Below are 25,993 nucleotides of genomic sequence, written 5' to 3' on the forward strand. Positions count from 1 at the left end.
CTTTTATCGCATTTTTTGCGATTTTCAATCTTGATAATTATATTACATAGTTATATTAGTTACCTATTAAAGCGAGCCGGATGTCCGGTCACAAGCAAACGGGGAGCCAAATGCAACCTTTCGTATTCAGTGCAGACAGTCACGTTGTCGAGCCGAACAGCCTCTTTCTGGACGGCCTTCCAGCCTCTCTGAAAAAGCACGCCATTCATGCCTACAAGAAAGATGATTACATCATCACAGGGACAGAAGATAAGACGATCTACCGGCTCCGTGTTGGCAAGAAGGGCGAGAAAGAACTAGGCGACCGCGAGCGTCGTGGCGTTCGTGAAATTCCTGGACGGATCCTGGACATGGATCTTGATGGAATTGACGCCGAGATCGTTTTCCCCTCGCTTGGGCTATGGCTTTACTGCCTCGATGACCCGGAAGCTGAAGCCGCCTCCTGCAAAGTCTATAATGACTGGAACCACGATTACTTCTCCGAAAATCTGGACAGGTTCGTACGTTGCGGCGTCCTGCCCGTGCTCGATTTCTCCAATACGATGGAAGAAATGAAGCGACTGGCCTCCAAGGGCATCAAGGCCGCCATGCTGCCCGCTGTCACACCAAAAGCCATTCCGAAGTACAATGATGCCGCCTGGGACGAGGTCTTCCACCTTGCCGGCGAACTTGGCATGGTCTTCGTCCTGCACACCGGCACCGGTCTTGAGACCGTGATCCATGAGCGTGGCCCCGGCGCAGCTGTGATCAACTATTCCAACCAGATGATCGATGCGATCAATTCCTGCCAGTATCTGGTTGCGGGCGGCGTTCTTGACCGTAATCCAAAAGCAAAGGTCGCCTTTATCGAAAGTGGCGCGAGCTGGCTTGCAGCCCTCGCCGAGCGCATGGATGAGGTCTATATCGCTCACCATCATTTCGTTCACCCGAAACTCTCGATGATGCCGAGCGAGATCATCAAGCGCCAGGTCCATGCATCATTCCAGCATGATCGCGCTTGCATCCTGCACCGCCACGAGATTGGTGTCGAAAACATCATGTGGGCCTCAGATTACCCGCATGCCGAAGGCACCTTCCCGAAATCCAAGGAAATCGTAGACGGCCTTTTTGCCGGGATCGATATTCCTGAGCGCGAGAAACGCCTCATTCTTGGCGGAAACGCTGCGCGTCTATTCGGCCTCAAGAACCCCGCGGTCGCAGACCTGGTATCCAACTGATCCAAGTTTTCTGACGTTTCCTGTCAGAGAAGGTCCTCGTTCTGTAAGTCATGCTTCTTCTTACCTCCGGGAGCGGGGACTCAACTTCAAAGGGCCTGGTTTCATGTAAACCAGGCCCTCTTTTTTTGTTCAAACATGGGGAAAGTTCGTTCAGCCTGGTGCAGCTTCGTCGCGCGCCTTGGCGAGGCGAACAGAGCGCGCAGCCATCAAACAGGCAAAGGCCCCGATCACCAGGCCAACACTCATTGTCAGAAGCGCATAGCGAAGCGAGTCATTGCCGAAAGCTTGATTGTAGGCATCGCTCAGTGCCCCCGCCACGATGAACCCGAAGCCAACGCCCGACAGGATGACAATCGCATTCATGAGTGAATTGATCGTAGCCCGCATCCGGATCGGCACGAGTGTAAATGTAAGCGCAATGGTTGGGGCCATCCACAATGTCATTGCGAATTTCAGGACAACAAAACAGGCAATAGCCGCGTACCCGTTGGGCAATAGCGCAAAGCCGGCAGCAAACGGGAGTGCAAACAGCAAACCACTCGCCGCAAGAATGGCATTGAACCGTGGATGCTTAGCTCCGTAGCGATCTCCCAGCCAGCCCGCCGTCAGGTTTCCCGACACAAGTCCGGCCAGAATAGCCCAGCCGAACCAGGTGACTTCCTGCATATTGAAGCCATGAACACGCTGCAGGAAAGAGGGCCCCCACATCAGGAAACCAAAACCCGTCATCGGCACGGCTATGCACAACAAGGCCAGCCAGCGCAGGGCTGGCGTTCCGACAATTATACGTATCGCCTCGCCAAGCGGGACAGGTGCTTCATCGGGCTCCCCCGTCAGTATTCTGTCTGCCTTTTCCTTCCGGCGCGGTTCGGCGGCGATAAAATAGACGAGAAAAGCCAGAAGAAGGCCTGGCAAGCCTATGGCCATGAAAGTGTGACGCCAGGAGAGAAAGCTGGCGAGCCAGGCTGTCAGCACGACCCCGACAGACAGTCCGATCGAACTTGCCGCCTGTATTGTTCCCAGGACAAGCACACGGCGATTACCAGGAAATATTTCCGAAGCAAGTGCTATTCCTGCCGGGCCAGAGCCAGACTCGCCTATGGCAATCCCCATCCGTGCGATCGCAATATGCCACGCATTTGCAGCGAGGCCGCAGGCAGCCGTGGCCAGGCTCCAGAACGCGAGGCAGATAGAGATGACAAGCGGACGGTCTGTCCGGTCGGCGATGCGGGCGATAGGAAGAGCCGCAAGAGCATATACGACACCAAAGACGAGGCCCCCAATCAGCCCCAAAACCGTATCGTTAAGAACAAATTCGGTCTTTATATCTTCCATCAGGACTGTGAAGGCCTGCCGGTCGACATAGTTTATGATTGCGACCAGTCCTATCAGCGCCAGCGTCAGATTACGCCGCACTTTGGAGACCGATTTCGCTGCTTCACTTTGCGGGGCTTGCACCCCTGTCTGGATGGCCATGAACCGATCTCCCGATTTCGTCGAGGAGGTCAGAAAGCACCTCCTTTGTCTTGTGATCCCTGAGAGCACCAGCCATCAGGTCCGCTCTCTGCCGGATCGCAGCATCGGCGTGGCCGTAGCCTCCGCGTGTATAGGTCTTCATGTGAGCATCCCAGGAATCGAGGATGAATAGTGCGTATAGCCTGCGGGCATACGCCTCATCCAGCTTGATCCCGTGTCGCTCAAGGGCCTTCAAATAAGCACTGATCAGCTTGTCCTCGAAGGGCTGTCGCTGCTCGTGCGTTAGAGCCGACAGCATGAAGTAGACAACTTCACGCATCGATGGCGCACGGAAAATTACCTGCCAGTCGAAGAGGCCAGCCCTTCCATCAGGATAGGCGAACGTATTGCCAAGGTGGCTATCACCATGAATAAACGTCATCGGCTGTGTATCCCACCAGGCATATACTTCGCGGAAATTCTCGCTCCAAAGCCGATGAATTTCACGGACATCGTCAGGCAGGGCCTGCCCGAGGTCAGTGTCCAGATAATCTTTCCGCGCCTTTACGAAGGAAGCCTCGTGCCACCCGGCGCCATACTTGAACGTGCGCGGACGTATCCAGGCCAGGTCCGTCTCGAACCTCGGACTCTCCCAGAACCGCGCATGCAGTTCAGCCAGAGCTTCCAGAACGGCCTTTGCATGGTCGAATGTGCACTCATGGTGCATCCAGAAAGGGGTTAGGCCCCTGTCTTCGAGCTTTTCCATCAGCAGGATAAAGCGCCCTCCCGCCCAGGACCTTGCGTAATAGGCCTGCGGGGCGAGATGAGGAATCTCATCCCTTACCTGCGTGTAAAACCGGACTTCCGCTTCGGCCATATGAAGCATGGAAAGCGTTTCTCGAAGATACGGATGCGACGGTGTGGCCTTGATAAATACTGATCCGGGCAGGCCAGCTGCCTGACCCGTCTCATTCCATTCCAGGTTCCATTGGCGCCGGTCTGTCATGCCATCATGCCCGCCAGCTGGCTCGGCCTTGGCAAGGGCCGCACCAGAGACATCCTTGCCGAGTGTCTTCTCCAGCCAGCCCTGAGATATCCCATCGACCGTATGGACATTTTCAATGGATAAAGATCCGGCATGCGCTGCTGCCATGTCAGCCAGCTCAAGCCTGTCGAGCGCTTCCTTGTGAAGTGCTGCCATAGATGAAGCCTGCATGATGACCTCCCTGTTTTCATGGGCACAAAAGGCGGCACAATTCATGTGCCGCCTTTATTTAACCATCCGATTTCAAGGCATTTACTGGCCGAACCGGTACGTCGCCGTAACACCGTAAGTCAGAGGCTCACGTGGTATCACGGACGAATAGCCCAGTCCGCCGACAAGCAAGGTATTTATGTAAGCATCCTCATCGGTGAGGTTCTTGCCCCAGACCGTCAGGTCCAGCTGGTCCGTAACAGACAGTGTGGCCCTTGCGCCGAGGACCCCTGCGGCTTCACCGATGACCGTCGCACTGGCTTCAGGAAAGGCTGGATTGTTAAACCCATCATATGGGGTTTCCCCTTGCCAGGAATAATCGACCCGGGCATTGAGATGCCCGAAGCGGGTCGATGTTTCGTAAATTCCGGCCAGTGTGAACATTTCTTCCGGCACATAGGTGAAGTTTTCGCTCGAGCGGTCATTGCCCTGTGCATCAATAAAAGTCTCATATTCCGGATTATTCAGCGAACCGGACGCTTGGACAGTAAAATTATCGGTGAGCAGCGCCGTTAACTCTGCCTCCACACCCTTGTTTGTGGCTTCAGCGGCGTTTTCGAGAAGCGTATAGTTGATCTGGCGATCGTCCGTGAAGATGGTTGAGCGCTGCAGATCCTGGACTTCGTTTGCGTAGGCCGCAACATTCAGACGGAGGCGGGACTGCATCAGGTCTGCCTTGAAACCGATCTCAACCTCATCGACAATTTCGGGCTCGAATGGTGTCTGCGTTTCCGTGCTCACCGCCCGCAACTGTTGACCACCTGCCCGATAACCATGGCTGAACTTGCCATAGATCAGCCAGTTATCGTTGGGGCTATAATCAAGCCCGACCATATAAGGCACTTCCTCGAATGTATCCGTGCGCGAAGGGGCCAGACAGTCAGGCGGAATTGCCACATCGACGAGGCAAAGATTGACATCGCCTGTCGCACGAACAACTCGCACTCCGGAGGTCGTGATACCCTTTTCATCCTGCGCATACCGCACACCTGCGTTCAGATTGATCTGATCGGTCAGCGCATAAGTGCCCTGGAGAAACAGACCAATGCTCTGATTGTCGATCTCACCGTTGAAGGTTGTATCAAGCGGGTTGACCGGGGTGAGCGCAACCGTTGTCGAGGAGTCCGTACCCCCCTCCTCGAAATATGTCGCCCCGACCACATAGGTCAGACGGCCGCCAAGCTCTTCACGCGCAAGCTGGAGCTCGGCGCTGAACTGGTCGAGGTCCTGGTCAAGCGTCGTCGCGTGAGCTGGCCAGGGCGATCCATCGAGGTCAAGCTGGTTGGTGTTCTCAACCTTGCGGTAGCCCGTGATGAAGGTGAACTCACCGATATCGGTGCCCCATACGGCTTCACCTGTATAGGTCTCGGTGCTTATCTCGATGAACGGCTCGGCATTGAGGGCTACCTTGCTTTTGCCCTCGCTGGGCCCGGTCAGGTCGAGATAATTGTCGACTGTCCCGAAAGGCGTCGGGATGAAGGTGTTGAGCAAACGTGGGCCGGGTGTCGGGGGGAAGGGATAGGCATATTCTGTAACGAATGCACCTTGGCGGGTATCAGAATCATACCATTCGCCTGAGACAACAATATCCAGATTGTTCGTCGGTGCCCAGCGGGCCTTGATCCGGCCCTGCGTGTTATCACGATTATTGTAGTCCTGACCCGTCAGAACGTCTTCGATATAACCATCGCGCTTGCTGACCTGCAATGCGCCCCGGATAGCGAACTTGTCCTCAACAATCGGCATATTCACGACGACGGTGCCAGTCCGTTCATCAAGATTGCCGATACGGCCTTTCACCAAGCCGGACAGGCCGCCGCTGAGCTCAGGATCGTTTGTATTCAGAAGAACCGCGCCGCCTGTCGTATTGCGGCCAAACAGCGTGCCTTGCGGACCTTTTAGCACCTGCACATTCTCGATGTCGAGGAGATCTTGATTGAGACCATATGCCCGCGCCCAGTAAAGTCCGTCCACATATGTGCCGATCGAGGGCTCCAGCGTCGCCAGAACGTCATTCTGAACCTGACCTCGGATAGACAATGAGAAGGCACTCGGGTTCGCTGTACCGGGTGTTGTTGAAAACCCTGGTGTGAATGCGGCGAGGTCGGAAAACTCGACCGCCCCCTGCGCCTCCAGCGCGGCGCCGTCGAACGCCGTAACCGAGACAGGAACATCCTGAAGGTTTTCTTCAACCTTCCGGGCGTTCACCGTAACAACACCAAGACGGCGAGACTCTTCAGGGGCATCGGCAGCCTCCTGCGCATAGACCGGTGCGAACGCAAAGCCCGAAGCCAGCACAGCCACAGAGACACCGCCGAGACATTTTTTCGGGAATGTCTTCCTGAGTTCCGAACGCGATTCGACTGTAGATTTCTGTTTGATCGACATTTTTCCTCCCAGAGGCCAAATCATCCGCTCAGCCCTCTTCACTTGTATAACTAGGTGTACTGCGCAAAACAAGGCGCTACGTCAACACGAAACGTTAATTCTCCGGAAGATTGTGCCTATTCGAGCACATTAAGCGCCCTTGGCAGGTCCGCCAGAGCTCGCAAGACATCGTTCAGATGCGTGCAGCCGAGCGTACCCGGAAGGGTCTCGATAACGGCCCGACGAAGCGTGCTGACAGACTCTCCGGTCAATCTCTGGACGTTCAACGCGGCAGCCGGACACTCCGCATAAGGAAGTATCCGAGGGTCTGCCTGCACACTCTGGAGCGTACGGGTCCGAGCATCGACCTGCGCGTTCAGCCTGTACTCATGCACAGCCACGCGCCCGCCATCCGGGTCTGTCGCACTGTCCTGGAACCCAGCGCGAACGCAGAAATCATCCCCTTCACGCCAGACATCAATCCATCGCGCGCGCCTCATGCCGACGCCTTCCTGTTCAGGCCATTCGTGTAACCCTTCCGGATCGTCGGGGTTACGAAGATCCGGCACTGGCGTGGCCGACTGGATATCGTGACGAGGTGTCCCCTCTTCTGTGAGCGAGCTCGCACCAGGACGAAAGCCCGCGCAGATACCAACCATTTTGGGCAGTTTCGGCTTCTCTGCCGACTTGGCCGGTTGCGCCCACTGATCCGTCCAGCGCGACCACGCCCAGCCGGCGACGAGACTTGCCCCAGCAAAATCGTCGAGAAGTTGATAGATAACGGCGCCAGATGCCTCCTCATCGGCCAGGGCTTCCGACAGGATCGCCCGCGAATGACCGCCCGCGCGCACACCAACAAGCCTCTGGACGCCTTCCACTGGCGGCTCACACGAAACCTCCAGTATTTCACGGCGCGGCGTCGACAGAATATCGAACCGGGCCTCATCGAGTGTTTTGTATGAGACTGCACTATGGCCTGTCAGGATATCCCGCCCACGGCCCACCATGACCATGGGGCCGGTACGGCCTTCAGGCCAGCTTGTATCGATCGTTGTTGTACGACGGAATGAGTTGGCCGGCCTCGCTGGGACTGTTCCGCCCGGGGAATGCGGCGCGCTGGAAATGGTATCGGTCAAACGCTTTTCTCCGCCAGCATCTCCTAACGCGGCGCCATGCGGATGGCACCGTCCAGGCGAATGGTCTGGCCGTTGAAATAGGTGTTGCGGACGAACTCCATCACGAGGGAAGCGAACTCATCCGGATTGCCGAGCCGCTTTGGAAACGGGACGGAAGCGGCAAGTGATTCCAGCACTTTCTCTGGCACACCCAGCATGGGCGGAGTCCGGAAAATACCCGGCATGATCGAATTGATGCGGATTCCCTCATTCATGAGGTCACGGGCGATTGGCAAGACGAGACCGTTGATACCGGCCTTTGCAGACGCATAGGCAACCTGCCCGACCTGACCGTCCTGTGCGGCAACCGACGCGGTAAGTGTGATCACACCACGCTCTCCGTCCTCCAAAGGCTCAAGGGTGGCCATCCCGGCCGCTGTCATCGCCGCACACCTGAAAGAAGCGACAGTATTCAGCTTGATAACCTGCTCGAAGCGCTCGGTCGGGCAGCGCTTGATCGCGCCGGTCTCTTTATCGCGGGAGATGATCTTGCCGGCATTACCACCACCGGCACAGCCAACGAATATCCGCTCCTGGCCGTTCGCAGCGCGCGCCTTGGCAAAGCCCGCTTCGCAGCTCTCCTCATCCAGAACATTCACTTCGCAGAAAACTGCACCTATTTCCTCGGCCGCAGCTTCCCCCTTTTCCGCGTTGATGTCGAAAATCGCGACTTTGATGCCCGCAGCCCGCAAGGCTTTCGCAGTTGCATTGCCGAGGCCGGATGCCCCACCGGTTACAATTGCTGCTGTCTCTGTATCGGTCTTCATTCGAGAAACCCTCTTCACTCAAATACCAGTTATATAACTAGGTGCTACTTTTGCTCGTCTGAGGCAAACATTTTTTTGAGCGGCAGCATCGCAGGCTTCATGCTAGGTGTACGCGGAATATCGACGACAAACTGATAATGGACGGGCACCTGATAAGGGACGAGCCGTTCACGCAAAAACGATTTGAGCTCGTCCAGAGCGGGCTCCTGGCCTCCATCTTTAAGGATGATTGCCGCAGCGGGGACTTCCCCCAACCGCTCATCGGGCACACCGATAACTGCCGCCTCTCGAATGGATGGATGGGTCTCAAGCGTGCGCACGATGTCATCGGGATGCACCTTGAACCCGCCACGCAGAATGGCGTTGTCGGCACGGCCTTTGACATAAAGGAAATTGTCCTCGTCGATGACAGCGCGATCCGTAGTCCTCAACCAGCCGTCCTTCAGTCCCAGCTGGGAGCCTGTCAGCTCCAGAACGCCCTCCTGTCCCGGAAGCAGGATATCGCCAGTCTCCTGATCAATGATCCGCGCCTGGACGCTCTCGTGGATGCGGCCAGCAGCGCCTTTCTTCTCTTCCCAGTGAGCCTTGAAATCCGGCAAGGACCAGGCTGCAATCGCTCCAGCGAATTCCGTCGCCCCATAATTGGCGAGCACTGGCACGCCATACTTGTCCAGAAAGGTATCGACCACATCGGGTGAAAGCGGCGCAGTTCCGCTAATGATTGCCGACAGGCTTGAAAAATGCTCACGCGGCAGGTCAGCCTCGATCAGCATGCGCAGGGCTGCTGGTACAGCCGGTGCCACCTTTGGCCGGTGTCTCGTAACGGCCCCAACCCAACGATCAACAGAAAACTTCTCGACAAGACAGATACGCCGGCCCACCATGAGCGCGCCGATCACGCCATAAATCCCGCCAATGTGCGTTACCGGATTGATGATCAAAGTCGTAGACGACCTGAGCTTCACCGTAGCATTCTGATCGCGGCTTTTGTCATGACTGGCAATGGCCGCGAAGCTTGCGTCAAACGCGGCGCGCGAAAGCGGAACGCGTTTCGGCTTGCCCGTTGTGCCACTGGTCAGCATCTCGATCGCTGTTTCACCAGCCGTGGCATTGTCCCTGCGGCTGCCGGTCCGGCGCAACCTCACGGTTTCAAGCAGTGGGCCAATTTCGATGACACTGGCATCCAGCGCCTCAAGCGCAGCGGCTACGCCGGGCCGGTCAAGGTCCGCACTTTCACCGATCACGACCGGCACACCGAGTGCCTCGATGTCCGGCCCAAGCGTCTCATCGGGATAGACCGGGTTCAGGGTCACGAGGCACCGGTCAGAAGCCAGAACGGCCAAAATGGAAGCAATGTGACCGGGCCCATTATGCAGCAACGCACCAATCCTGGCACCTTGTCCCTGCCCCAGTTCCTCAAGCAGGCTCTCAATGTCTGCCACACGTGCTGCCAGCTCGCCCCAGTCTATCCATTGCTCATCAAAGTCGATGACCGGCGCATTGCTATCAAGTGACATGACCTCTCTGAGCGTCTGTGTGATCACCGCCATATTCCCGCCTCCTGCAATCAGCTACCCCACCATAACATATATAACTAGGTTATCTATATCTACTGAGAACAGAGAGGAAAGTCTTCGTGATTGGCTTTATTCCGCATCGATCGCTGACTGGAACGCCCGGACAAGCCAGGCACGTGTGTTTTCGTCCAGATCCCCCTGCATCGCCTCCAGGGGAAGCAAGCTGCGATAGGTAAAGAAGCCGGACGCGATTACCATGATGCGGGCAGCCTGCACTTCAGCCCCAACACCACCAAGCCACTCGGCCAACGGGAGCACGATGCGTTCCCGCAACAATTTCAGAGCCACGGCCTGCAAGCGGGCTTCAGCTGTTGCGAAAATCAGCATTGGTAGTGGATTTATGCGTCCCGGCACCGGACGAATAAATGCCGCCACGAGACGCTCTCCGAACTCTACGCGCGAAGCAGGCATCAATGGTGTGGGGTCGAGTGATGCGGTCAGCGCGGCCTCAAAGAGCTTCTCCTTCGATCCAAAATAGCGGCTCACCAACGCCGCATTCGCTCCGGCCAGAGATGTGATCTCCTTCAAGGAAGCCTCGGCATATGGATGGCGGGAGAATACGTCCTGCGCCGCCTCGAGTATGGACTGGCGCGTGCGCTCCGCATCCCGTTTCCTCACACCTGCCGCGTTCATTCTTCACCTGGTTAGATAAGTGTTGACTCATAAGTAAATTGGAATTTACTTATTGGCATATAAACACACGGGAGGACAAGGTGACAGACAAGACAGACGCCAAGAATGCGCCCGCTCACGTGTCTCAGGACCGTATCGTGTCCTTTGACTTCTATAACGACCCACGGCTCCAGGATGACCTTCATGACGGGCTGATGAAACTTCGGGATGAAGCGCCCGGTGTATTCTGGACCCCGGCCAATGGCGGCCACTGGGTGGTGCTGGATCCTGATGCAATTTCTACCGTTCTGAGATCGCCGAAAGACTTTTCCAGCCGCCAGCTTCAGATTCCGCCCAGGCCGGACGCACCACGCATGATTCCGGAATCGCTCGATCCGCCTGAGCACCTGCTATATCGTCGGCTGATGATGAGCTGGTTCGAGCCAGGCCGCATCAAGCACCTCCAGAGCCGCGTGGACTACTGGACGAAGCATTTCATCTCAAAAGTAAAGGACAGGGGCGAGTGCGAGTTCGTCGAGGATATCGCCTCGCGCATTCCCGTAACTGTCTTCATGGAATTTGTGGGTTTTCCGCTTGAACGTCACGAAGACTTTCGATCCCTGATCGACGGCATGTTCCGCTCGACGTCGCCGGAAGATTCCCAGCACTACGCGATGAAGATCATGGGTGAGCTACAGGCCCTTATCACCGCGCGCATGGAAAAGCGTGAAGACGACCTGCTCTCCCGCCTCATTGACGCTGACTTCGGAGACAGGAAGCTGAGTTTCGAAGAGCTCATGTCTATCGGCTTCCTGCTCTTCCTGGCAGGGCTCGACACGGTCACCAACGCGATGAGCTTCGGGATCCGTCACATGGCACGACATCCTGGCTTCCAGGCAGAGCTGCGCGCCAATCCCGACAGGTCCGCTGAAGCAGCAGAGGAACTACTACGCCGCTATACGTTCCCGAACCTGCCGAGGCAGGTTGCCGGGGACATTGAACTCGACGGCGCCCGAATGAAGGCCGGAGACATGGTCCTCTGCGTGATTGCCATGGCTGGGCTCGACGACGCGCTCAATCCCGATGCGACTGAAGTGAAGCTGGACCGAGAGAAACGCAATCATTTTGCTTTCGGCTATGGTGGACACACCTGCCTCGGCCGTCATCTCGCAAAGATGGAGCTTGAGACCTTCTACCGGGAATGGCTCGCCGCCATTCCCGACTTCCGAATTGATGAAACAAAACCCAGAGGCCAGGTGCGCGGCGGATCCGTCATGGGCCTGTCATCCCTTCATCTGGCCTGGTCCTGATCGCCACTCCGAAAAGAAAGACACGACATGCTCGACAAGACGAAGATAGGCCCTGTCAAACTGCGGATTGGCCATGAAGACCGCGATACTGGCACGGGCGGCAGCCATGATCATCTCGATCCCGTCACACAGCAGGTTCAGGCCAGCTTTCCACTCGCCGGGAAAACGGAGGTCGACGAGGCTGTTGAAAAGGCCGAGGCTGCAAAGGAAGCTTGGCGACGTATGCCGCCGGAAACCCGCCGCGACCTTCTCAACAGGCTAGCCGGTCTCATTGAAGAAAATGCTGAAGCTTTTGCGGAACGGGGCGCCGTCGATGGCGGGACACCACTTTTTAATGGCATGCGCATGGTGGAGACTTCTGTCGCTTGGGCACGCTATTATGCCGGCTGGTGCGACAAGCTCTCCGGCGAACTCATCTCGACGCTCGATACCCGCGGGGAGTTTGCTTACACCGTACCGGAGCCCAAGGGCACAGTCGGCATCATCATCACCTGGAACGGGCCGCTGATCTCGCTCTGCATGAAGGTCATCCCGGCGCTCGCGGCGGGCAATTGTTGTGTGGTGAAGCCAGCCGAACTCACCCCCTTTGCGCCGGACCTGTTCGCGATTCTCTGCCGTGAGGCGGGGATTCCCGATGGCGTCGTCTCCATACTGCCCGGCACGGGCGAAGCGGGACAGGCGCTGGTCGCCCACCCCAAAGTCTCACTCATCTCCTTCACGGGGGGTCCGGTGACGGCGCGCAAGATCATGTCCACGTGTGCAGAACACATCAAGCCATCCATCATGGAACTCGGCGGCAAGTCGGCATCCCTCCTGTTTCCGGATGTCGATCTCAAGGCGGCCTGCGAGCGCGCCATATTCTGGACCATTGGCATCATGGCTGGTCAGGGCTGCGCCCTGCCCACCCGGCTGCTCGTTCATGAAGACATTTTCAACGAGACGGTCGAAACGCTGAAAGCCATCACGGCTCATTTCAAGGTGGGCGACCCCTTCGAGGATGGCGTGCTTGTTGGCCCCGTCATCAATACAGCTGCCAGAGACCGCATCATGGCGATGCTTGAGCGCGTCAGGTCCAACCAGGACGGACAGATCGTCATGGGAGGAAAGCTTTGTGGCGGCTCGCTTGAGGGCGGTAATTTCATTGAGCCGACAATCGTCGTCGACGCGCCTCTGGATAGCGAGATTTCCCAGGAGGAGATTTTTGGCCCGGTCCTGCTGGTAAACCGGTTCAAGGATGAGGAGGAGGCCGTGGAAATGGCCAACGCCACAGCCTACGGACTTGCCGCTTACATACAGACCAATGACCTGAAACGCGCCCACCGCCTGTCCGAAAGGCTGGTCTCAGGCGGCGTTTACATCAACGGCGCCACCCAGATTAATCCTCACACCCCGTTCGGCGGCGTTGGCATCTCCGGATTCGGCAAGGAAGGCGGTCGGGCAGGCATCGATGCCTACCTCAACTACAAGACCGTCACGATCGCCAACAATTAGGGAGACATACAGATGACGTTTTCAACCGATCAGTTCCGCCTTGACGACAAGGTGGCCATCATTACGGGCGCAGGCGGGCGCGGCAATTCCATTGGCCGGGCCTATGCCATGGGGCTTGCAGCGGCAGGTGCCTCCGTTGTCGCCGCCGATATCAACAAGGACGGCGCACAATCTGTCGCAGACGAGATAACTGCGGCAGGCGGCCAAGCCGTGGCGTCACATGTCGACATCACGGATCGCACCTCCGTTGAAGCCATGGCCAGGACGGCAGAAGACGCATTTGGCGGGGTGGATATCCTCGTCAACAACGCTGCGCTGATGGTCGAGATTGTTCAGACGCCGGCCATGCAGATCGATCTCGATGCCTGGAACCGGGCGCTTGCGGTCAACCTCACAGGCGCGCTGAACTGTTCGCAGGCCGTCGCGCCCCTCATGGCAGAGCGTGGGGGTGGCAAAATCGTCAACCAGGTCTCCGGCGGCGCCTTCCCTGCCTCAACCGTTTACGGCATCACCAAGATCGCCCTTGTCGGCCTGACGACCACTCTTGCACGCGAACTCGGGCCTCAGAAGATCAACGTCAATGCTATCGCACCCGGGAATACATCGTCGGACGCCGGTAAATCCATAACCCCGGAAGACTCCCCTTTCGTGAAAATGCTTGAAGCCTCCATCGCGATGCGCATGCGCGGTGAACCGGATGAGCTTGTCGGCGCCCTGCTCCTGCTCTGTTCGCAGGCTGGCAGCTGGCTTACCGGCCAGGTCATTCATGTTGATGGCGGCTGGATCATCCGCCCCTGATCGAATGTGCCTCCGGAGAGAAGGTCACCATGCAACTCCGCGAGCTGCCACAAACCTATATCGACCTCGTCATCGGCGGGGTTTCACTGGGTCCAGGCAGACTGTTCAGCGATGCCATCATCTATTGTGCGCTGACGGCGACACCCTCCGTGGTCGGCACGAAGGTCGCCATTGAAAGGATAGATCCTTCCCGCCAATCCAGACGACACCGGACCTGCCCATTAACCTCATGAGCAAGGCGCAGACGGGCTGATCGAGAGCTTCACGGTTTCCACGCGGTCCTTGAAACAGACAGCGTAGTAGGTTTGCGCGTTTATGCGCTTCAGGCGCGACGGCGCTTGTCCGACCTGTCAATGCCGAGGCATGCCCCGCAGACATAAGCAGCATAATCGCTGGCCAGATATGAGGCCAGCTCACCAAGCGCCCGGAGTTTCTCTCGCGGTCCCGTTGCGACATAGGTCGAAGTAATTGCATTCGCCCGAAGTTTCGGCCCGCACAGGCTTGCCAGAGATGTCTCGGCACCCGCGCCAACCGGCTCAAGCAGCAGGATATTCCCTTTGAGGTTCGTTTTATCGAGATACTTCGCAAACGCTTCACCATAGGCCTTGGCCGCAACATCATTCCCACCGGACGCATGCACCAGAATGCTCACCGGGTCCCCTGCGGCCTTATCTGCGATTTCAATGGCAGCCAACGCAGCCTCGGTGTCGTCGGTCACAGGCCCACGTGCAATCGTTGCGCCAGCTGCAGCAAGCTCATGCGCTACAGCTTCGACGCCATCCCCCGCGCCAACGACAACGCAGACCGGATCGTCCAGCCAGCTTGGAACCGTCCGGCTCATGATGCGCCTCCATCCAGTTTGAGGATTTGCCCATCTATTTCCCGCGCGAAAGGCGAGCATAGAAAGGCGACTGCCCAGCCAAGTTCGAATGTCCCGCCCGCACGGCCGACGGGGCCATTTTTACCGCTATCGAGACTGGCTTCGACAACATTCATCCGGCTACCACCCGGCCAGGCCGCTAAAAAAGCATCTGCTTTGCCGGCTCCCGTTACAGCAACAGCAGACCGGGCTTTACCCTTTGCAGGTTTTTCCGCTGCGAAAGCCTCCATGAATGGAGTGGCTATGTCGGTTTCCACATTGACGATGATGCAGTGGTCGATCGTCCCGAGAGTTTCGGTCACCTCATCGAAGACATTGGTAACATCACTCCTGTATGTCGCTACCAGAGAGGCCTGCCCATGACCTTCGGCGATACCGGAAACCCGCCTCGCCGCAGCCATGTCTTTCCCGATAGACACAATGGATGCGCCAACTGATGTGAAAGCATCGGCGATTGCCTGAGCAGACTCGCTACCCTCCGAAAGGATCATCACCGTATCTTCCGAGTAGATCGCATCCGGAAGAAAATTCCGCTCCGGCCCGAATGCCGGCGGGTCAAGTTTGAGGACGTGTTCACTCATATCTTCTTCACCAGGTCTGGTCTGAATTCCAGCTAAAGCCCACGTGCAATCAGCACCTTCATGATCTCGTTTGAGCCGCCATAGATCTTCTGAATCCGCGAATTCCGGAACTGTTTCGCAATGGGGTACTCGTTCACATAACCATAGCCGCCGTGCAGCTGCAGGCATTCGTCAACGATTTCCCACTCCGTATCGGTCACCCACATCTTCGCGATGGCAGAGGTATCGTTGTCCAATGTTCCGGCAATTGCTTTCTCGATGCAGTCATTGATAAAGGTTCGCGCTACCACGGCCTTCGCCTTGCACTCTGCAAGCTTGAACTGGGTATTCTGGAAGTCGAACACGGGCTGACCGAACGCTTTGCGCTCTCGCGTATAATCCAGCGTCCAGTTGATGGCCTTTTCCATGGCAATGACCGAGTTAACCGCGATGATCAGACGTTCGCGGGGCAGTTCCGCCATGAGCTGGAAGAAGCCCTTGCCTTCGTCACCGCCGAGCAGATTGTCAGCCGGCACAAATACATCATCAAAGAATAGCTCGGACGTGTCCTGTGCTTCATGGCCAATCTTGTCGAGTTTCTTACCGCGCCTGAAACCTTCGAGGCCTTCGGTTTCAACGACCAGTAGCGAAACGCCGCGGGCACCTTTGCTGGGATCGGTTTTGCACACGACGACGATGAAATCAGCAATCTGTCCATTCGAGATGAATGTCTTCGATCCATTCAGCCTGTAACCATTGCCATCACGGATGGCCGTCGTTCGGATTGCCTGCAAGTCAGAGCCGGCCCCCGGTTCACTCATGGCGATGGCACAGACGCGCTCGCCGGACACGAGCTTTGGCAGCCAGCGCTCTTTCTGTTCCTGCGTCCCGTGCAACTGGATATAGGGTGTCACAATGACATTGTGCAGCGTGATCGCGAAGCCTTCGAGGCCCAGACGCTGACACGTCTCACACAAGACGAGATCATGCCGGAAGTCGCCCCCGGGACCCCCGTACTCTTCTGGAACGCTGACGCCCAGAAATCCGGCCTCTCCAACCTCTTTCCAGAATTCACGTTCGACCTGCCCGTCTTCGACCCACTTCTCAATGCGTTTTGGCGGGGCTGCCCGGGAGAAGAACCTTTCCGCCGCGTCGGAAAACATGCGGATTTCCTCATCCTGCATGAATGGGGCTTCCGGTAGTCTGAGATCGCTCATGCCGAGTTCGCCTTTCTAGATATCGATACAGTCAGCGCGCCATTGTCGGCCCCACTAGAAAGCACACCTAGTTTAATAACTCAATGAGGCAATCGGGGTTTTTGCCAGCCCGTTTTACCTGCCGGCCCTACGCAGTTCGGTTTTCAGGACCTTTCCATTGTCATTCCGCGGCAACGCTTCGATAACTTCGAGGAATTCAGGGATTTTCTGTGAGGCCACTCCATGTGACCGGTAGTGCTCCCGGAGCGTCTCCAGAGATAGATCAATGCCGGGCCCGGCTTCCACGAACAGTTTTATTCGCTCTCCCAGCCGCTCATCCGGTACGGCCACGGCTGCAGCATCCACGACCCCCCTCATGACACGGGCCACATCTTCCACATCACGGGATGAAATGTTCTCACCGCCCCGGATGATGATATCTTTCTTGCGATCGGTTATATGTAGATAACCCTCCTCATCGAGGCGGCCGACGTCTCCGGTGCAATACCACCCTCCCGGAAGAAAAATTTCATCATTCAACGTTTTGTCGAGATAGCCGAGAAACAGCTCAGGGCCGCGGGTAACAATTTCCCCAGCTTCACCAGCCACCATATCCTCGCCTGTCTCGCCGACAATCCGGATCTCGTTACCGGACATCGCACGGCCTTCGGTCTTGAGACGCTTGTCCAGCGGATCGTCATTCGATGCCATCGTCACCGTCGGGTGCTCACTTGAACCGTAGGCATGGACCACGACAATGCCATGGTCTTCACACTTCTGCACAAGTGAGGCCGGCACCGGCGCTGCCCCCAGGACATAGCTCCGCAGACTCGAAAGATCTCGGTTTTCGACGACAGCCGCCTCCAGGAGTCCGGACATATGAAACGGTGTACCCGACGAGCTTGTCACCTGATGGGTCTCGATCAGGCGCGCGGCTTCCGTGGCGTCCCACTTCTCCATCAGGATGAGCGGAGTTCCACCAGCCAGGAACCGGAGCATCTGGAGCGCCCCAGCGACATGCCCGGGCGGCCAAGGGCACAGGATTACCTCATTCTGGATATCCGCGCGTGCAATGCGTTGCGCTTCGATTTCGCCGAGCAAGGTTTCGGCTGAATGCAGAACGCCTTTTGGCGCTGACGTCGTGCCGGACGTGAACACCATGAAGGCCACATCGTCGGGTTGTGTCACGGCGGGTGGCGCCCCGGCCCCTTCTTCATTTTCCAGCCGTGCCCAGGCCTGTGGTCCGTCCTCTCCGCCAACGAGGAAATGATGACGCAGCTCAGGCAGCTCCCCACAGCTTTGCAGCAGGTCTCCATAGTCAACACCGCGAAACGATCCCGGCGTAACAATGAGACGTGAACGGGACTGGCGCAGGATAAATCCCAGCTCACGCGCCTTGTAGATCGTGGAAACCGGCATGAAGGTCACGCCAGCATACGCCGCGCCTATAAAGGCCGTCAGCCATTCCGGCCACCCCGGCAGCATCGCCGCCACGACATCACCTCGGCCGAGACCACGCTCTATAAAGGCGCGGCCAACATTACACCCCCGGGTATGAATCTCCGCAAGCGACATGACACGCTCTCCAGCTTCGCCCTGAAAACATATCGGGGTATCTGGATAATGCGCCGCGGCTTCCGCGAATGCCTCGCCGAACGTCTTGGTCATATGCACCTCCCCGGTGCCAGCCCTGGCCGTGAAATGCGTGCACTTCTTCTTCGGCCCGACTTTTTTGTCAGGTATCAGTACGCGTTGATGGCATCGACAATCCGCTCACCTTCACCGGCTCGGGCCCAGGAAGCATGCGCATTCTTGAGGTGCAGGCGCCAATGGGCGACGGCCGCTTCTTCTTCCTTGTCCCCGATAAGCCTGATGAGCTTACGATAGGACTTTAGGGCACCATCGAGCCGTTTCTTGCGGGCTTCCTTGTCAATCGGATCGCGCTGCATGACATCGGCCTTATGATTGGCCATCAAATCCTGAAGCAGTTGGGTAATGAGGGTCAGGGTCTTGTTGCCCGTTAGCTTGACGAGCAGGCCATGAAACTCCGCGACGCCGCGCGTGAAGGTATTGATCCGCTCTTCATCGATAAGGGTCACGAGATACTCGCAATGCTCATTGAGCGCTTCGACAACCTTCTTGTTATTCCGCATTCTGCACAATGTGCGGATCACATAAGGCTCGATAGCCATTTGCGAGGCATAAAGGTCGGCAATTGTTGTGCCCTGCGACTGGAGCACATACCCGGCATAACGCGCTGCGACTTCTACGCGTGGCAGATGGACCTGCGCGCCCGAGCGTGAGCCGCGCGTGACACTGATCAGATTTTCCGCTTCCAGAATCCTGTAGGCTTCGCGCAGTGTCGGACGGGACACGCCCAGCGTTTCCATCAGCTGCCCCTCAGGCGGCAAGGTGTCGCCCTCCGATATCTCGCCGCGAACGATCTGTGCCCGAATCTGGTCTGCAACCACTTCGGAAGTCTTGGGTGTACGTATCCGGTTGGCCGGGCGTGTCGGAGATTTCGCGGTGCTTTTCACCGCAGTCGCTTTTCTTGCCATATATTTGCTTCCTTCAAACGCGGGCCGCCTCATTGCTGAAGCGGCAACACACGACTATACCACCTATTATATAACTTGGTATAACAGGTTGCCGTAATTTAAACTAGCTTCGAGATTTCTCCACAATACCAGGAAAGGTCAACGCATGCCGCACCCTCGAGACCATGCCACTCGCCAGCCAGCCCAGGCCGCCATCATCATGGCCGAAAGCGGCACTATTTTGACCTATGGCGAGTTGGAAACAAAGGCAAATCAGGGCGCTCACCTCCTTCGCGAACTTGGCCTCAAAGCAGGCGACACGCTTGCCATCTGGCTGAAGAACTGTCCCGACTATTTCACCATCTACTGGGCGGCCCAGCGGACAGGCCTTTATATCGCCCCCATATCAACGGCGTTCACAGCCGAGGAAGCTGCCTATATCCTTTCCGACAGCGGAGCACGTGTCCTGGTTACAAGTAATACCGTGCGGCATGCGGAGGAGCTGCTGCAAACCTCACAGCCTGCGTCGGTTGAGCATGCCTTCACGATTGGTCGCGCTTTCTCAGGCCTCCCTGACTGGAAGGACGCTATTGCCGGTCATCCAGCAACACCCGTGACAGACGAGACGGCCGGGTTTCACATGGTGTATTCTTCAGGCACGACGGGCAAACCGAAAGGTATCCGCCAGCCCTTGAGCGGCGGCCCGGCAACCGCCCCTCACCCACTCGCCGAGCGAGCGCGTGACAATTACGGAATCTGCCCCCAAAGCGTCTACCTCTCCCCAGCCCCCCTTTATCACACGGCGCCTCTGGCCTTCTCCACATCGTGTCACCGCCTGGGTGCGACAGTTGTCATCATGGAGAAGTTCACCCCCGAAGGCGCCCTTGAAGCGATTGAAAACCATCACGTCAATATCACGCAGATGGTCCCCACCATGTTTGTCCGCATGTTGCGAATGCCCGATGCCGAACGTCTGACGTTTGACGTCTCCAGCCTCCAGACCGTCATCCATGCGGCCGCTCCCTGCCCGGTTGATATCAAGCATCAGATGATCGACTGGCTAGGACCGATCCTGCTGGAATACTATGGTGGCTCCGAAGGCAATGGATCGACGTCGATCACCTCCGAAGAGTGGTTGCGCAAACCGGGCTCCGTCGGCAAGGCGAACTGGGGGGTGATTCATGTCTGCGGAGAAGATGACGAGGAGCTGCCAGCTGGTGAGCCGGGCCTCATCTATTTCGAAGGCGGCTGGGACTTCAAATATCTGAACGACGACCAGAAAACACGCGATGCGCGCCATCCAATACATGCTGGATGGTCAACGCTCGGGGATGTCGGCTATCTGGATGAGGACGGCTATCTCTTCCTGACGGATCGCAAGTCCTTCATGATCATTTCGGGCGGCGTGAATATCTATCCTCAGGAAATCGAGGACACACTGATTTGTCATCCAGACGTACTCGATGCAGCCGTTATTGGTGTGCCGAACGCAGAAATGGGCGAAGAGGTCAAAGCCGTCGTACAGCCCGTCAGAAGCGAAAATGCGGATGACGCCTTCGGCGATCAACTCGTCGCCTGGTGTCGCTCGCGCCTGTCACCGGTAAAGTGTCCGAAGTCTGTCGACTTCGTCAACGCCTTGCCGCGCGGCGATAATGGCAAGCTCTACAAGCGTCAGATCCGCGACCGCTATTGGCCGGCCGAGCAGAAGGGCGTAAACTAGGCTACAGGCGCCCTGCGGGTATCACGCATTCCCGCGAGGCGATTGTCCAGGATCGTCTCTGCATCCCCGATAATCCTGTCAAACAGCTCCTGTACGCTCGGCACATCATGGATCAGCCCCTGCACCATGCTGGCCCAGAAAACGCCCTCACTAAGGTCACCCGTCTCCAGCAACTGCTTGCCTTTGGCACCAGCCACCAGCTCGGCCACATCTCTAAACCTGGCATCAGGATTCTTGAGAATTTCTGCGACCTGATCAGACACTTCGCTCTTTCCGACGCGCGCCGTATTCCGGAACTGGCGGAAGATGAGATGCGTCCCCCGCTCATCATTATCGACATAGGCCTGCTTCACATCCGGATGGATCTGCGCTTCCTTTGAGGCGCAAAAACGCGTGCCCATATTGATACCGTCGGCTCCCAATGACAGCGCAGCGACAAGTCCCCGGCCGTCGCCAAAACCACCTGACGCGATCATTGGAATCTTCACTTTGTCGGCTGCGCATGGGATCAGCACAAGCCCGGGGATATCGTCCTCACCCGGATGCCCCGCGCACTCGAAACCATCGATCGAAATGGCATCAACCCCCTTGCGTTCAGCAGACAGCGAGTGACGCACGGACGTGCATTTATGCAGAATTCGGATGCCATGTGGTTTCATCATATCCCAGAACTCCGCCACTGCGGACGTTCCTGCCGTTTCGACAATGGTGACACCCCCTTCAATAATCGCCTGTGTATAGGCGGCATAGTCAGGCGACTTCATTGTCGGAAAAACGGTGAGGTTCACACCAAACGGTTTGTCCGTCATGGATTTGCAGCGCTCGATTTCATCGCGCAGGGCCTCTGGAGAAGGCTGCGTCAGGGCCGTCAGAATACCAAGTCCACCCGCATTCGAAACCGCAGACGCAAGCTCTGCAACGCCTACACTCTGCATGCCACCCTGAACGATGGGGTGCTCAATATCCAGTAATTCGGTGATACGCGTCTTGAAGGCCATCTACGGCTCCCCTACTCCTGTCTATACTTATCATACTAGGTTATATATATTGATCTGGAAAGAGGGTTTTCATCATGTCTCCACGCCTCGCTCAGTTCGGCCTGCGGCTACCGCTAATGGCAGCGCCCATGTCGATTGCGTCTGTGCCCTCACTTATCACGGCGTGCATGCAGGCGGGCATCATCGGGTGTTTTCCCACACATAATGCCGCCTACGACCGCGGCCTGAAAGCCTGGGTGGATGAACTGCTTGAGGCACAAGACATGATCCACGACAGTGGCGGCGTACCCCCGCCTTTCGCTGTCAACATCAATGTCTCACGGCGCAAACCTGAAGAAATGCTCGCCAGCGAAATATCGATCTGCCGCCGCGCCCGTTTGCCGATCATCACGAGCAATGCCGGAAACCCGACAGAACTCGTCAAACAGGTTCATGACTGGGGCGGCGTCGTCATTCACGACGCGACGACCGTAGAGCAAGCCGAAAAGGCGGCCGCGGCCGGTGTCGACGGCCTTATGCTTGTCTGCGCTGGCGCTGGCGGGCTTGGCGGGCTCCTGTCACCCTTCGCCTTCGTGCGCAAAGTCCGACAATTCTTCGACGGGATCATACAACTGGCGGGTGGTGTCGCAGACGGCGCCGGCATCGCTGCCGCCGAGATGCTGGGCGCCGACATGGTCTGCATGGGGACAAGGTTTATTGCCACCAAGGAGTCCGGGGTCCATTCCGGGCACAAGGACATGCTGGCCGATGCCGCCCTCTCGGATATTGTCTGGACGGACAGCATTGTCGGCATTGGCGCTAATTTCCTGGGACCTTCCCTCGCCGGACACGGGTTAAGTCCTGCCCCTGCATCAGGACGACGCAAGGCTTTGCCAGACGGCGTTAAGCCCTGGCGCGATATCTGGAGCGGCGGCCAATCCGCTGCCCTCGTCAATGATGCACCCGAAGTCGCAACACTGATTGACCGGCTGGAACGTGAATACGCTGACGCCATCGGCACAGTCTCCGTCCATGGCGCTGGCAGATAAGTATCTGCTACAGCTGCGCAGCGCCCCCGTCGACGAAATAGTCGGCACCCGTCACATAACTGGCCTCGTCTGAGAGCAGGAAACACGCAACCGCGGCGACTTCTTCAGCCGTTCCGAAACGCTTCATCGGGTTGGTTTTGACGACACCCTGCTGGATTTTCTCCAACACCTCAGCTGGCCGTCCCAGACGCTCAAAAAAAGGCGTTTCAATAGGTCCGGGGCTCAGACAATTGACCCTGACCTTGCCCGCGAACTCAGCTGCAAACCCGCGAACCATTGCCCGTACAGCCGCCTTGGTCGCAGAATATAGCGCAGCGCCCGGCATCCCGACATCCTTGGCGACGGAAGCCGTGATAACCACGGAACTGTCAGTCTTCATCAAGGGGACGAGAGCCTGAAAACCAAATATGGGGCCGCCAACATTCAGATCCATCAGATCACGATAGGACTCGACGGTCAGCGACCCCACCATGCCGCCGGTTCCACCTTTCCCGGCATTGAGAAAAGCGCCATCAATCTCACCGAAGAGACGCCCGGCTTCTTTTGCCAGTTCGTCCGCTGAGGCGAGGTCGCTCGCATCGTTCCTGAATGCAGATATCCGCTCATCTGCGGCCTCGGCGCTGGCGAGTTTTTTGTCGCTCGTGCCCGTCACCAGGACCCGCCCACCTTCACCGGCGATCCTTTGTGCAACCGCGAGTCCAATGCCGCTGGACCCGCCTGTGACGACAATATTCTTTCCTTCAAAACGGTTCACAGATGCGTCTCCTGATAAACGCTCAAGGGCAACTACCAGCCAGCAAGGTCTGCTGCTCTAGCGCGATGTACAGCCGGGCTCCCAAGCACAACCCGATCGAACACCGACCGCCGGAACCAGATGTTAAGACCGTATTCCCATGTGTAGCCAATACCGCCATGCGCGGCGATTGCATCCCGGGCCACTTCAACAAAACGGTCGCAGAGATGCGCCTTTGCCAGCGCGGCAGAGCGCGGGGCATCCTCCTGCTTCATGTCCCAGGCATGCGCTGCATACCATACGAGCGCCCGAGCCGGCTCGACGTTCAGGGCCATGGTAGACAGCTGGTGTTTCAATGCCTGAAAGCGCCCAATTGGCTGGCCGAACTGCTTGCGTTCCTTGGCATACTCGACGGAGAGATCGAGACAGTATTGAGCGCCTCCAAGCGCGTCAGCAGCCAACAGGACGAGAGCAGCATCGAAAATACGCTGCACACCGTCATCGCCGGGGGGAAACAACTCATGCGCCGTGGCCTCCTCGAATGACACTGTCGACGCTGGACGGCTCCGGTCGGTGGATTTGAGCGGTGTGACAGAGACAGCATTACTGGCTTCGACCAGCGCGAGCCCGCCGCCCTCCGTACCGGTCAGGAACACTTTTGCTGCACTGGCAGAGGGCACAAAGCGGACTTCGCCGCTGGCCTTGCCGTCCTCCACGCTGACAGTCCAGCCGGTTGGCAGCCAGTCACCACCGAACGCAAATGTCGCCACGGCTTCACCACTTGCGACACGCTTGAGCCACGCAGAACGTGCCGTATCATTGTCCGTTTCCGACAACGCAATTGCCGTCAGCAATTGACCAATGAACGGTCCGGGTGCGCCTGCCTTTCCGATCGATTCAATGACCAGGGCGGCTTCCACGAGTCCCAGCCCACTGCCACCCTGGTCTTCAGGCAGCATCAAGCCGGCCATCTCCAGTTCGCATACGGCTTGCCAGCTATCAGGCTCGAAATCATCATTGCCATCAATGAAGACGTGCAATTTATCACGCGTCAGCACGCTTGAAACGGCGCCATGTACAACATCCTGAATGGCAGTCTGGTCACTATCTAAATGAAACCTCATTGGCCGCGCTCCATCGCAAGATCCCGTGGCAGGTCGAGACCCCGCTCACCGATAATATTCCGCTGAATGTTCGTGGTGCCGCCTGCAATCGAATTGCCGAGCGAGCCCATGATCTGATCCAGCCACTTTTCAGGGCCACGCCCGCGTGTCCCCGCTGGCTCGGGCTCGATCAGGCCCTCATCATCAATCAGGTCTTGAGCGGCAAGCGCAATATCGTGTCCGATCTCTGTCAGGAGAAGCTTCATCATCATCGAAATGATGCCAGCCTCTTCATCGTGGATCGCACTCGACATGATGCGATAGGATGAATAGCGGTGAGCCATGACCCAGCCTTCGATCCGGGTCAGCGCTTGACGCACTTCCGGATCCTTGATGGCCGATTGCCCATTCCGCGTCATTTCCCCAGCCAGTTCGACCAATTTCTGGAACTGGTTGCCAAGCATGGCTGCCGAACCGATGGACGCGCGCTCATGCTTCAGCGTCGTACGAGAAACATTCCAGCCCTGTCCCCGCTCACCGACGATCCAGCTCGCAGGTGTTTCGGCGTCATCAAAGAAAAATTCATAAAACCCGCTTTCGCCCGTCATCTGACGGATCGGCTTGCGGCTCACGCCCGGCTGATCGAGATCGATCAACAGGTAAGAGATACCATCATGCTTGCCTGCATCGGACTCGGTACGAACCAGAGCGAACATATGGGTCGCTTTGCCACCCTGGCTAGTCCAGATTTTCTGGCCGTTAATAATCCACTTGTCGCCGACAAGCTCGGCCCTGGTACGCACGGAAGCCAGGTCTGAGCCGGTGCCCGGCTCCGAATAGCCCTGTCCCCAGATATAGTCACCCGACATGGTTTTCGGGATGAAAAGCGCCTTTTGCTCATCGGTGCCCCGCTCGAGGAGGGTTGGCACGAGCATGTTCATCCCGTTACCGGGCACTTCCATCGGTGCGCGCGCCCGCCCGAATTCCTCGCGGATAACTTGTGCCTTGATGACGTCGGGGGCCTGCTCGGATCCACCCCACGCCTTCGGTATGGCGCGGTATAGATACCCCGCTTCGGTCGCCTGCTTGCGAAAGGCGGCAATATAAGCCTTCATATCTGCCTTCTCGACAGATTGCGGCATCCAGTTGGCTTTCAGGAATGTCCGCACGTCCTTGCGGAACGCCTCGGCTGCATCGCCATAGCTCAGATCCAT

The 25,993-nt window shown here is 57.4% G+C and carries 23 protein-coding genes; 7 read left to right on the forward strand and 16 right to left on the reverse strand.

Annotated features, from left to right (window positions below; translation table 11 throughout):
- Window positions 1-110 precede the first annotated feature (110 nt).
- Window positions 111-1,217, forward strand: a complete 1,107-nt coding sequence (locus B8784_RS16295; protein ID WP_158085712.1) for an amidohydrolase family protein — start codon at window positions 111-113, stop codon at window positions 1,215-1,217.
- A gap of 150 nt (window positions 1,218-1,367) precedes the next feature.
- Here the strand turns inward: B8784_RS16295 and B8784_RS16300 are convergent, their stop codons facing one another.
- The 7 genes from B8784_RS16300 to B8784_RS16330 form a co-directional block, all read right to left on the reverse strand.
- Window positions 1,368-2,693 (reverse strand): spinster family MFS transporter, encoded by a 1,326-nt coding sequence (locus B8784_RS16300; protein WP_084398969.1) that lies wholly within the window; start codon window positions 2,691-2,693, stop codon window positions 1,368-1,370.
- Entirely contained in the window at window positions 2,656-3,933 is a 1,278-nt protein-coding gene (locus B8784_RS16305; RefSeq protein WP_084398970.1) for a phosphotransferase, read from the reverse strand. Before B8784_RS16305 ends, B8784_RS16300 begins: the two co-directional genes overlap by 38 nt.
- Window positions 3,934-3,969: 36 nt before the next feature.
- Window positions 3,970-6,315 (reverse strand): TonB-dependent receptor, encoded by a 2,346-nt coding sequence (locus B8784_RS16310; protein ID WP_158085713.1) that lies wholly within the window; start codon window positions 6,313-6,315, stop codon window positions 3,970-3,972.
- A 116-nt stretch (window positions 6,316-6,431) separates the two neighbouring features.
- Window positions 6,432-7,430, reverse strand: a complete 999-nt coding sequence (locus B8784_RS16315) for a DUF2889 domain-containing protein (RefSeq protein WP_143435577.1) — start codon at window positions 7,428-7,430, stop codon at window positions 6,432-6,434.
- Window positions 7,431-7,453: 23 nt separating this feature from the next.
- Entirely contained in the window at window positions 7,454-8,236 is a 783-nt protein-coding gene (locus tag B8784_RS16320) for an SDR family NAD(P)-dependent oxidoreductase (RefSeq protein ID WP_084398973.1), read from the reverse strand.
- Window positions 8,237-8,280: 44 nt separating this feature from the next.
- The gene (locus B8784_RS16325) at window positions 8,281-9,786 is read right to left on the reverse strand and encodes a class I adenylate-forming enzyme family protein (RefSeq protein WP_084398974.1); all 1,506 of its coding nucleotides are present in this window, start codon (window positions 9,784-9,786) and stop codon (window positions 8,281-8,283) included.
- Between the two features lie 96 nt (window positions 9,787-9,882).
- The gene (locus tag B8784_RS16330; RefSeq protein WP_084398975.1) at window positions 9,883-10,446 is read right to left on the reverse strand and encodes a TetR/AcrR family transcriptional regulator; all 564 of its coding nucleotides are present in this window, start codon (window positions 10,444-10,446) and stop codon (window positions 9,883-9,885) included.
- Between the two features lie 80 nt (window positions 10,447-10,526).
- Here B8784_RS16330 and B8784_RS16335 point away from each other — a divergent pair, with 80 nt between their 5' ends.
- From B8784_RS16335 to B8784_RS21395, 4 genes are read left to right on the forward strand one after another with little or no spacing between them, the layout of a single operon-like run.
- Window positions 10,527-11,735 carry a cytochrome P450 gene (locus B8784_RS16335; RefSeq protein WP_084398976.1) on the forward strand — a complete coding sequence of 403 codons (1,209 nt, stop codon included), beginning with the start codon at window positions 10,527-10,529 and terminating at the stop codon, window positions 11,733-11,735.
- A gap of 27 nt (window positions 11,736-11,762) precedes the next feature.
- Window positions 11,763-13,226 (forward strand): aldehyde dehydrogenase family protein, encoded by a 1,464-nt coding sequence (locus B8784_RS16340; RefSeq protein ID WP_084398977.1) that lies wholly within the window; start codon window positions 11,763-11,765, stop codon window positions 13,224-13,226.
- Window positions 13,227-13,238: 12 nt separating this feature from the next.
- Window positions 13,239-14,024: an SDR family oxidoreductase gene (locus B8784_RS16345; RefSeq protein ID WP_084398978.1), complete on the forward strand. Its 786-nt coding sequence runs from the start codon at window positions 13,239-13,241 to the stop codon at window positions 14,022-14,024.
- Between the two features lie 29 nt (window positions 14,025-14,053).
- Window positions 14,054-14,257 carry a hypothetical protein gene (locus B8784_RS21395; protein ID WP_143435579.1) on the forward strand — a complete coding sequence of 68 codons (204 nt, stop codon included), beginning with the start codon at window positions 14,054-14,056 and terminating at the stop codon, window positions 14,255-14,257.
- Window positions 14,258-14,346: 89 nt separating this feature from the next.
- On the opposite strand, the gene B8784_RS16350 is transcribed toward B8784_RS21395, so the two are convergent.
- The 5 genes from B8784_RS16350 to B8784_RS16370 form a co-directional block, all read right to left on the reverse strand.
- Window positions 14,347-14,865 carry a hypothetical protein gene (locus B8784_RS16350; protein ID WP_084398979.1) on the reverse strand — a complete coding sequence of 173 codons (519 nt, stop codon included), beginning with the start codon at window positions 14,863-14,865 and terminating at the stop codon, window positions 14,347-14,349.
- Window positions 14,862-15,485, reverse strand: coding sequence for a Rossmann-fold NAD(P)-binding domain-containing protein (locus B8784_RS16355; RefSeq protein WP_084398980.1), 624 nt, complete (start codon window positions 15,483-15,485; stop codon window positions 14,862-14,864). The genes B8784_RS16350 and B8784_RS16355 overlap by 4 nt, the downstream gene beginning before the upstream one ends.
- Window positions 15,486-15,517: 32 nt before the next feature.
- Complete coding sequence (locus B8784_RS16360; RefSeq protein ID WP_084398981.1) at window positions 15,518-16,681, reverse strand: acyl-CoA dehydrogenase family protein; 1,164 nt, start codon at window positions 16,679-16,681, stop codon at window positions 15,518-15,520.
- A 114-nt stretch (window positions 16,682-16,795) separates the two neighbouring features.
- Window positions 16,796-18,328: an AMP-binding protein gene (locus B8784_RS16365; protein ID WP_084398982.1), complete on the reverse strand. Its 1,533-nt coding sequence runs from the start codon at window positions 18,326-18,328 to the stop codon at window positions 16,796-16,798.
- A 74-nt stretch (window positions 18,329-18,402) separates the two neighbouring features.
- A complete protein-coding gene (locus B8784_RS16370; protein WP_158085714.1) occupies window positions 18,403-19,218 on the reverse strand; it encodes a FadR/GntR family transcriptional regulator in 816 nt (271 codons plus the stop codon).
- Between the two features lie 145 nt (window positions 19,219-19,363).
- On the opposite strand from B8784_RS16370, the gene B8784_RS16375 reads away from it, so the two are divergent.
- On the forward strand, window positions 19,364-20,917 hold the full coding sequence (locus tag B8784_RS16375; protein WP_084398984.1) for an acyl-CoA synthetase: 1,554 nt from the start codon (window positions 19,364-19,366) through the stop codon (window positions 20,915-20,917).
- Here the strand turns inward: B8784_RS16375 and B8784_RS16380 are convergent.
- Window positions 20,914-21,915, reverse strand: a complete 1,002-nt coding sequence (locus tag B8784_RS16380; protein WP_084398985.1) for an NAD(P)H-dependent flavin oxidoreductase — start codon at window positions 21,913-21,915, stop codon at window positions 20,914-20,916. The genes B8784_RS16375 and B8784_RS16380 overlap by 4 nt on opposite strands.
- A gap of 74 nt (window positions 21,916-21,989) precedes the next feature.
- On the opposite strand from B8784_RS16380, the gene B8784_RS16385 reads away from it, so the two are divergent.
- Window positions 21,990-22,943, forward strand: coding sequence for an NAD(P)H-dependent flavin oxidoreductase (locus B8784_RS16385; protein ID WP_084398986.1), 954 nt, complete (start codon window positions 21,990-21,992; stop codon window positions 22,941-22,943).
- Window positions 22,944-22,950: 7 nt separating this feature from the next.
- Here the strand turns inward: B8784_RS16385 and B8784_RS16390 are convergent, their stop codons facing one another.
- The 3 genes from B8784_RS16390 to B8784_RS16400 are packed head-to-tail and all read right to left on the reverse strand — an operon-like array spanning window position 22,951 to window position 25,993.
- Window positions 22,951-23,697, reverse strand: a complete 747-nt coding sequence (locus B8784_RS16390; protein ID WP_158085715.1) for an SDR family oxidoreductase — start codon at window positions 23,695-23,697, stop codon at window positions 22,951-22,953.
- A gap of 32 nt (window positions 23,698-23,729) precedes the next feature.
- Window positions 23,730-24,800: an acyl-CoA dehydrogenase family protein gene (locus B8784_RS16395; protein ID WP_084398988.1), complete on the reverse strand. Its 1,071-nt coding sequence runs from the start codon at window positions 24,798-24,800 to the stop codon at window positions 23,730-23,732.
- Window positions 24,797-25,993 (reverse strand): acyl-CoA dehydrogenase family protein, encoded by a 1,197-nt coding sequence (locus B8784_RS16400; RefSeq protein ID WP_084398989.1) that lies wholly within the window; start codon window positions 25,991-25,993, stop codon window positions 24,797-24,799. The genes B8784_RS16395 and B8784_RS16400 overlap by 4 nt, the downstream gene beginning before the upstream one ends.

It is taken from the genome of Henriciella aquimarina (assembly GCF_002088975.1).
Lineage (GTDB): Bacteria > Pseudomonadota > Alphaproteobacteria > Caulobacterales > Hyphomonadaceae > Henriciella > Henriciella aquimarina.

Bases quoted from the DNA above. Each gene is read 5' to 3' on its own strand.
- B8784_RS16295 (WP_158085712.1), top strand. From the start codon at position 111: ATGCAACCTTTCGTATTCAGTGCAGACAGTCACGTTGTCGAGCCGAAC.
- B8784_RS16300 (WP_084398969.1), bottom strand. From the start codon at position 2,693: ATGGCCATCCAGACAGGGGTGCAAGCCCCGCAAAGTGAAGCAGCGAAA.
- B8784_RS16305 (WP_084398970.1), bottom strand. From the start codon at position 3,933: ATGAATTGTGCCGCCTTTTGTGCCCATGAAAACAGGGAGGTCATCATG.
- B8784_RS16310 (WP_158085713.1), bottom strand. From the start codon at position 6,315: ATGTCGATCAAACAGAAATCTACAGTCGAATCGCGTTCGGAACTCAGG.
- B8784_RS16320 (WP_084398973.1), bottom strand. From the start codon at position 8,236: ATGAAGACCGATACAGAGACAGCAGCAATTGTAACCGGTGGGGCATCC.
- B8784_RS16325 (WP_084398974.1), bottom strand. From the start codon at position 9,786: ATGGCGGTGATCACACAGACGCTCAGAGAGGTCATGTCACTTGATAGC.
- B8784_RS16330 (WP_084398975.1), bottom strand. From the start codon at position 10,446: ATGAACGCGGCAGGTGTGAGGAAACGGGATGCGGAGCGCACGCGCCAG.
- B8784_RS16340 (WP_084398977.1), top strand. From the start codon at position 11,763: ATGCTCGACAAGACGAAGATAGGCCCTGTCAAACTGCGGATTGGCCAT.
- B8784_RS16345 (WP_084398978.1), top strand. From the start codon at position 13,239: ATGACGTTTTCAACCGATCAGTTCCGCCTTGACGACAAGGTGGCCATC.
- B8784_RS21395 (WP_143435579.1), top strand. From the start codon at position 14,054: ATGCAACTCCGCGAGCTGCCACAAACCTATATCGACCTCGTCATCGGC.
- B8784_RS16350 (WP_084398979.1), bottom strand. From the start codon at position 14,865: ATGAGCCGGACGGTTCCAAGCTGGCTGGACGATCCGGTCTGCGTTGTC.
- B8784_RS16355 (WP_084398980.1), bottom strand. From the start codon at position 15,485: ATGAGTGAACACGTCCTCAAACTTGACCCGCCGGCATTCGGGCCGGAG.
- B8784_RS16360 (WP_084398981.1), bottom strand. From the start codon at position 16,681: ATGAGCGATCTCAGACTACCGGAAGCCCCATTCATGCAGGATGAGGAA.
- B8784_RS16365 (WP_084398982.1), bottom strand. From the start codon at position 18,328: ATGACCAAGACGTTCGGCGAGGCATTCGCGGAAGCCGCGGCGCATTAT.
- B8784_RS16370 (WP_158085714.1), bottom strand. From the start codon at position 19,218: ATGGCAAGAAAAGCGACTGCGGTGAAAAGCACCGCGAAATCTCCGACA.
- B8784_RS16375 (WP_084398984.1), top strand. From the start codon at position 19,364: ATGCCGCACCCTCGAGACCATGCCACTCGCCAGCCAGCCCAGGCCGCC.
- B8784_RS16380 (WP_084398985.1), bottom strand. From the start codon at position 21,915: ATGGCCTTCAAGACGCGTATCACCGAATTACTGGATATTGAGCACCCC.
- B8784_RS16385 (WP_084398986.1), top strand. From the start codon at position 21,990: ATGTCTCCACGCCTCGCTCAGTTCGGCCTGCGGCTACCGCTAATGGCA.
- B8784_RS16395 (WP_084398988.1), bottom strand. From the start codon at position 24,800: ATGAGGTTTCATTTAGATAGTGACCAGACTGCCATTCAGGATGTTGTA.
- B8784_RS16400 (WP_084398989.1), bottom strand. From the start codon at position 25,993: ATGGATCTGAGCTATGGCGATGCAGCCGAGGCGTTCCGCAAGGACGTG.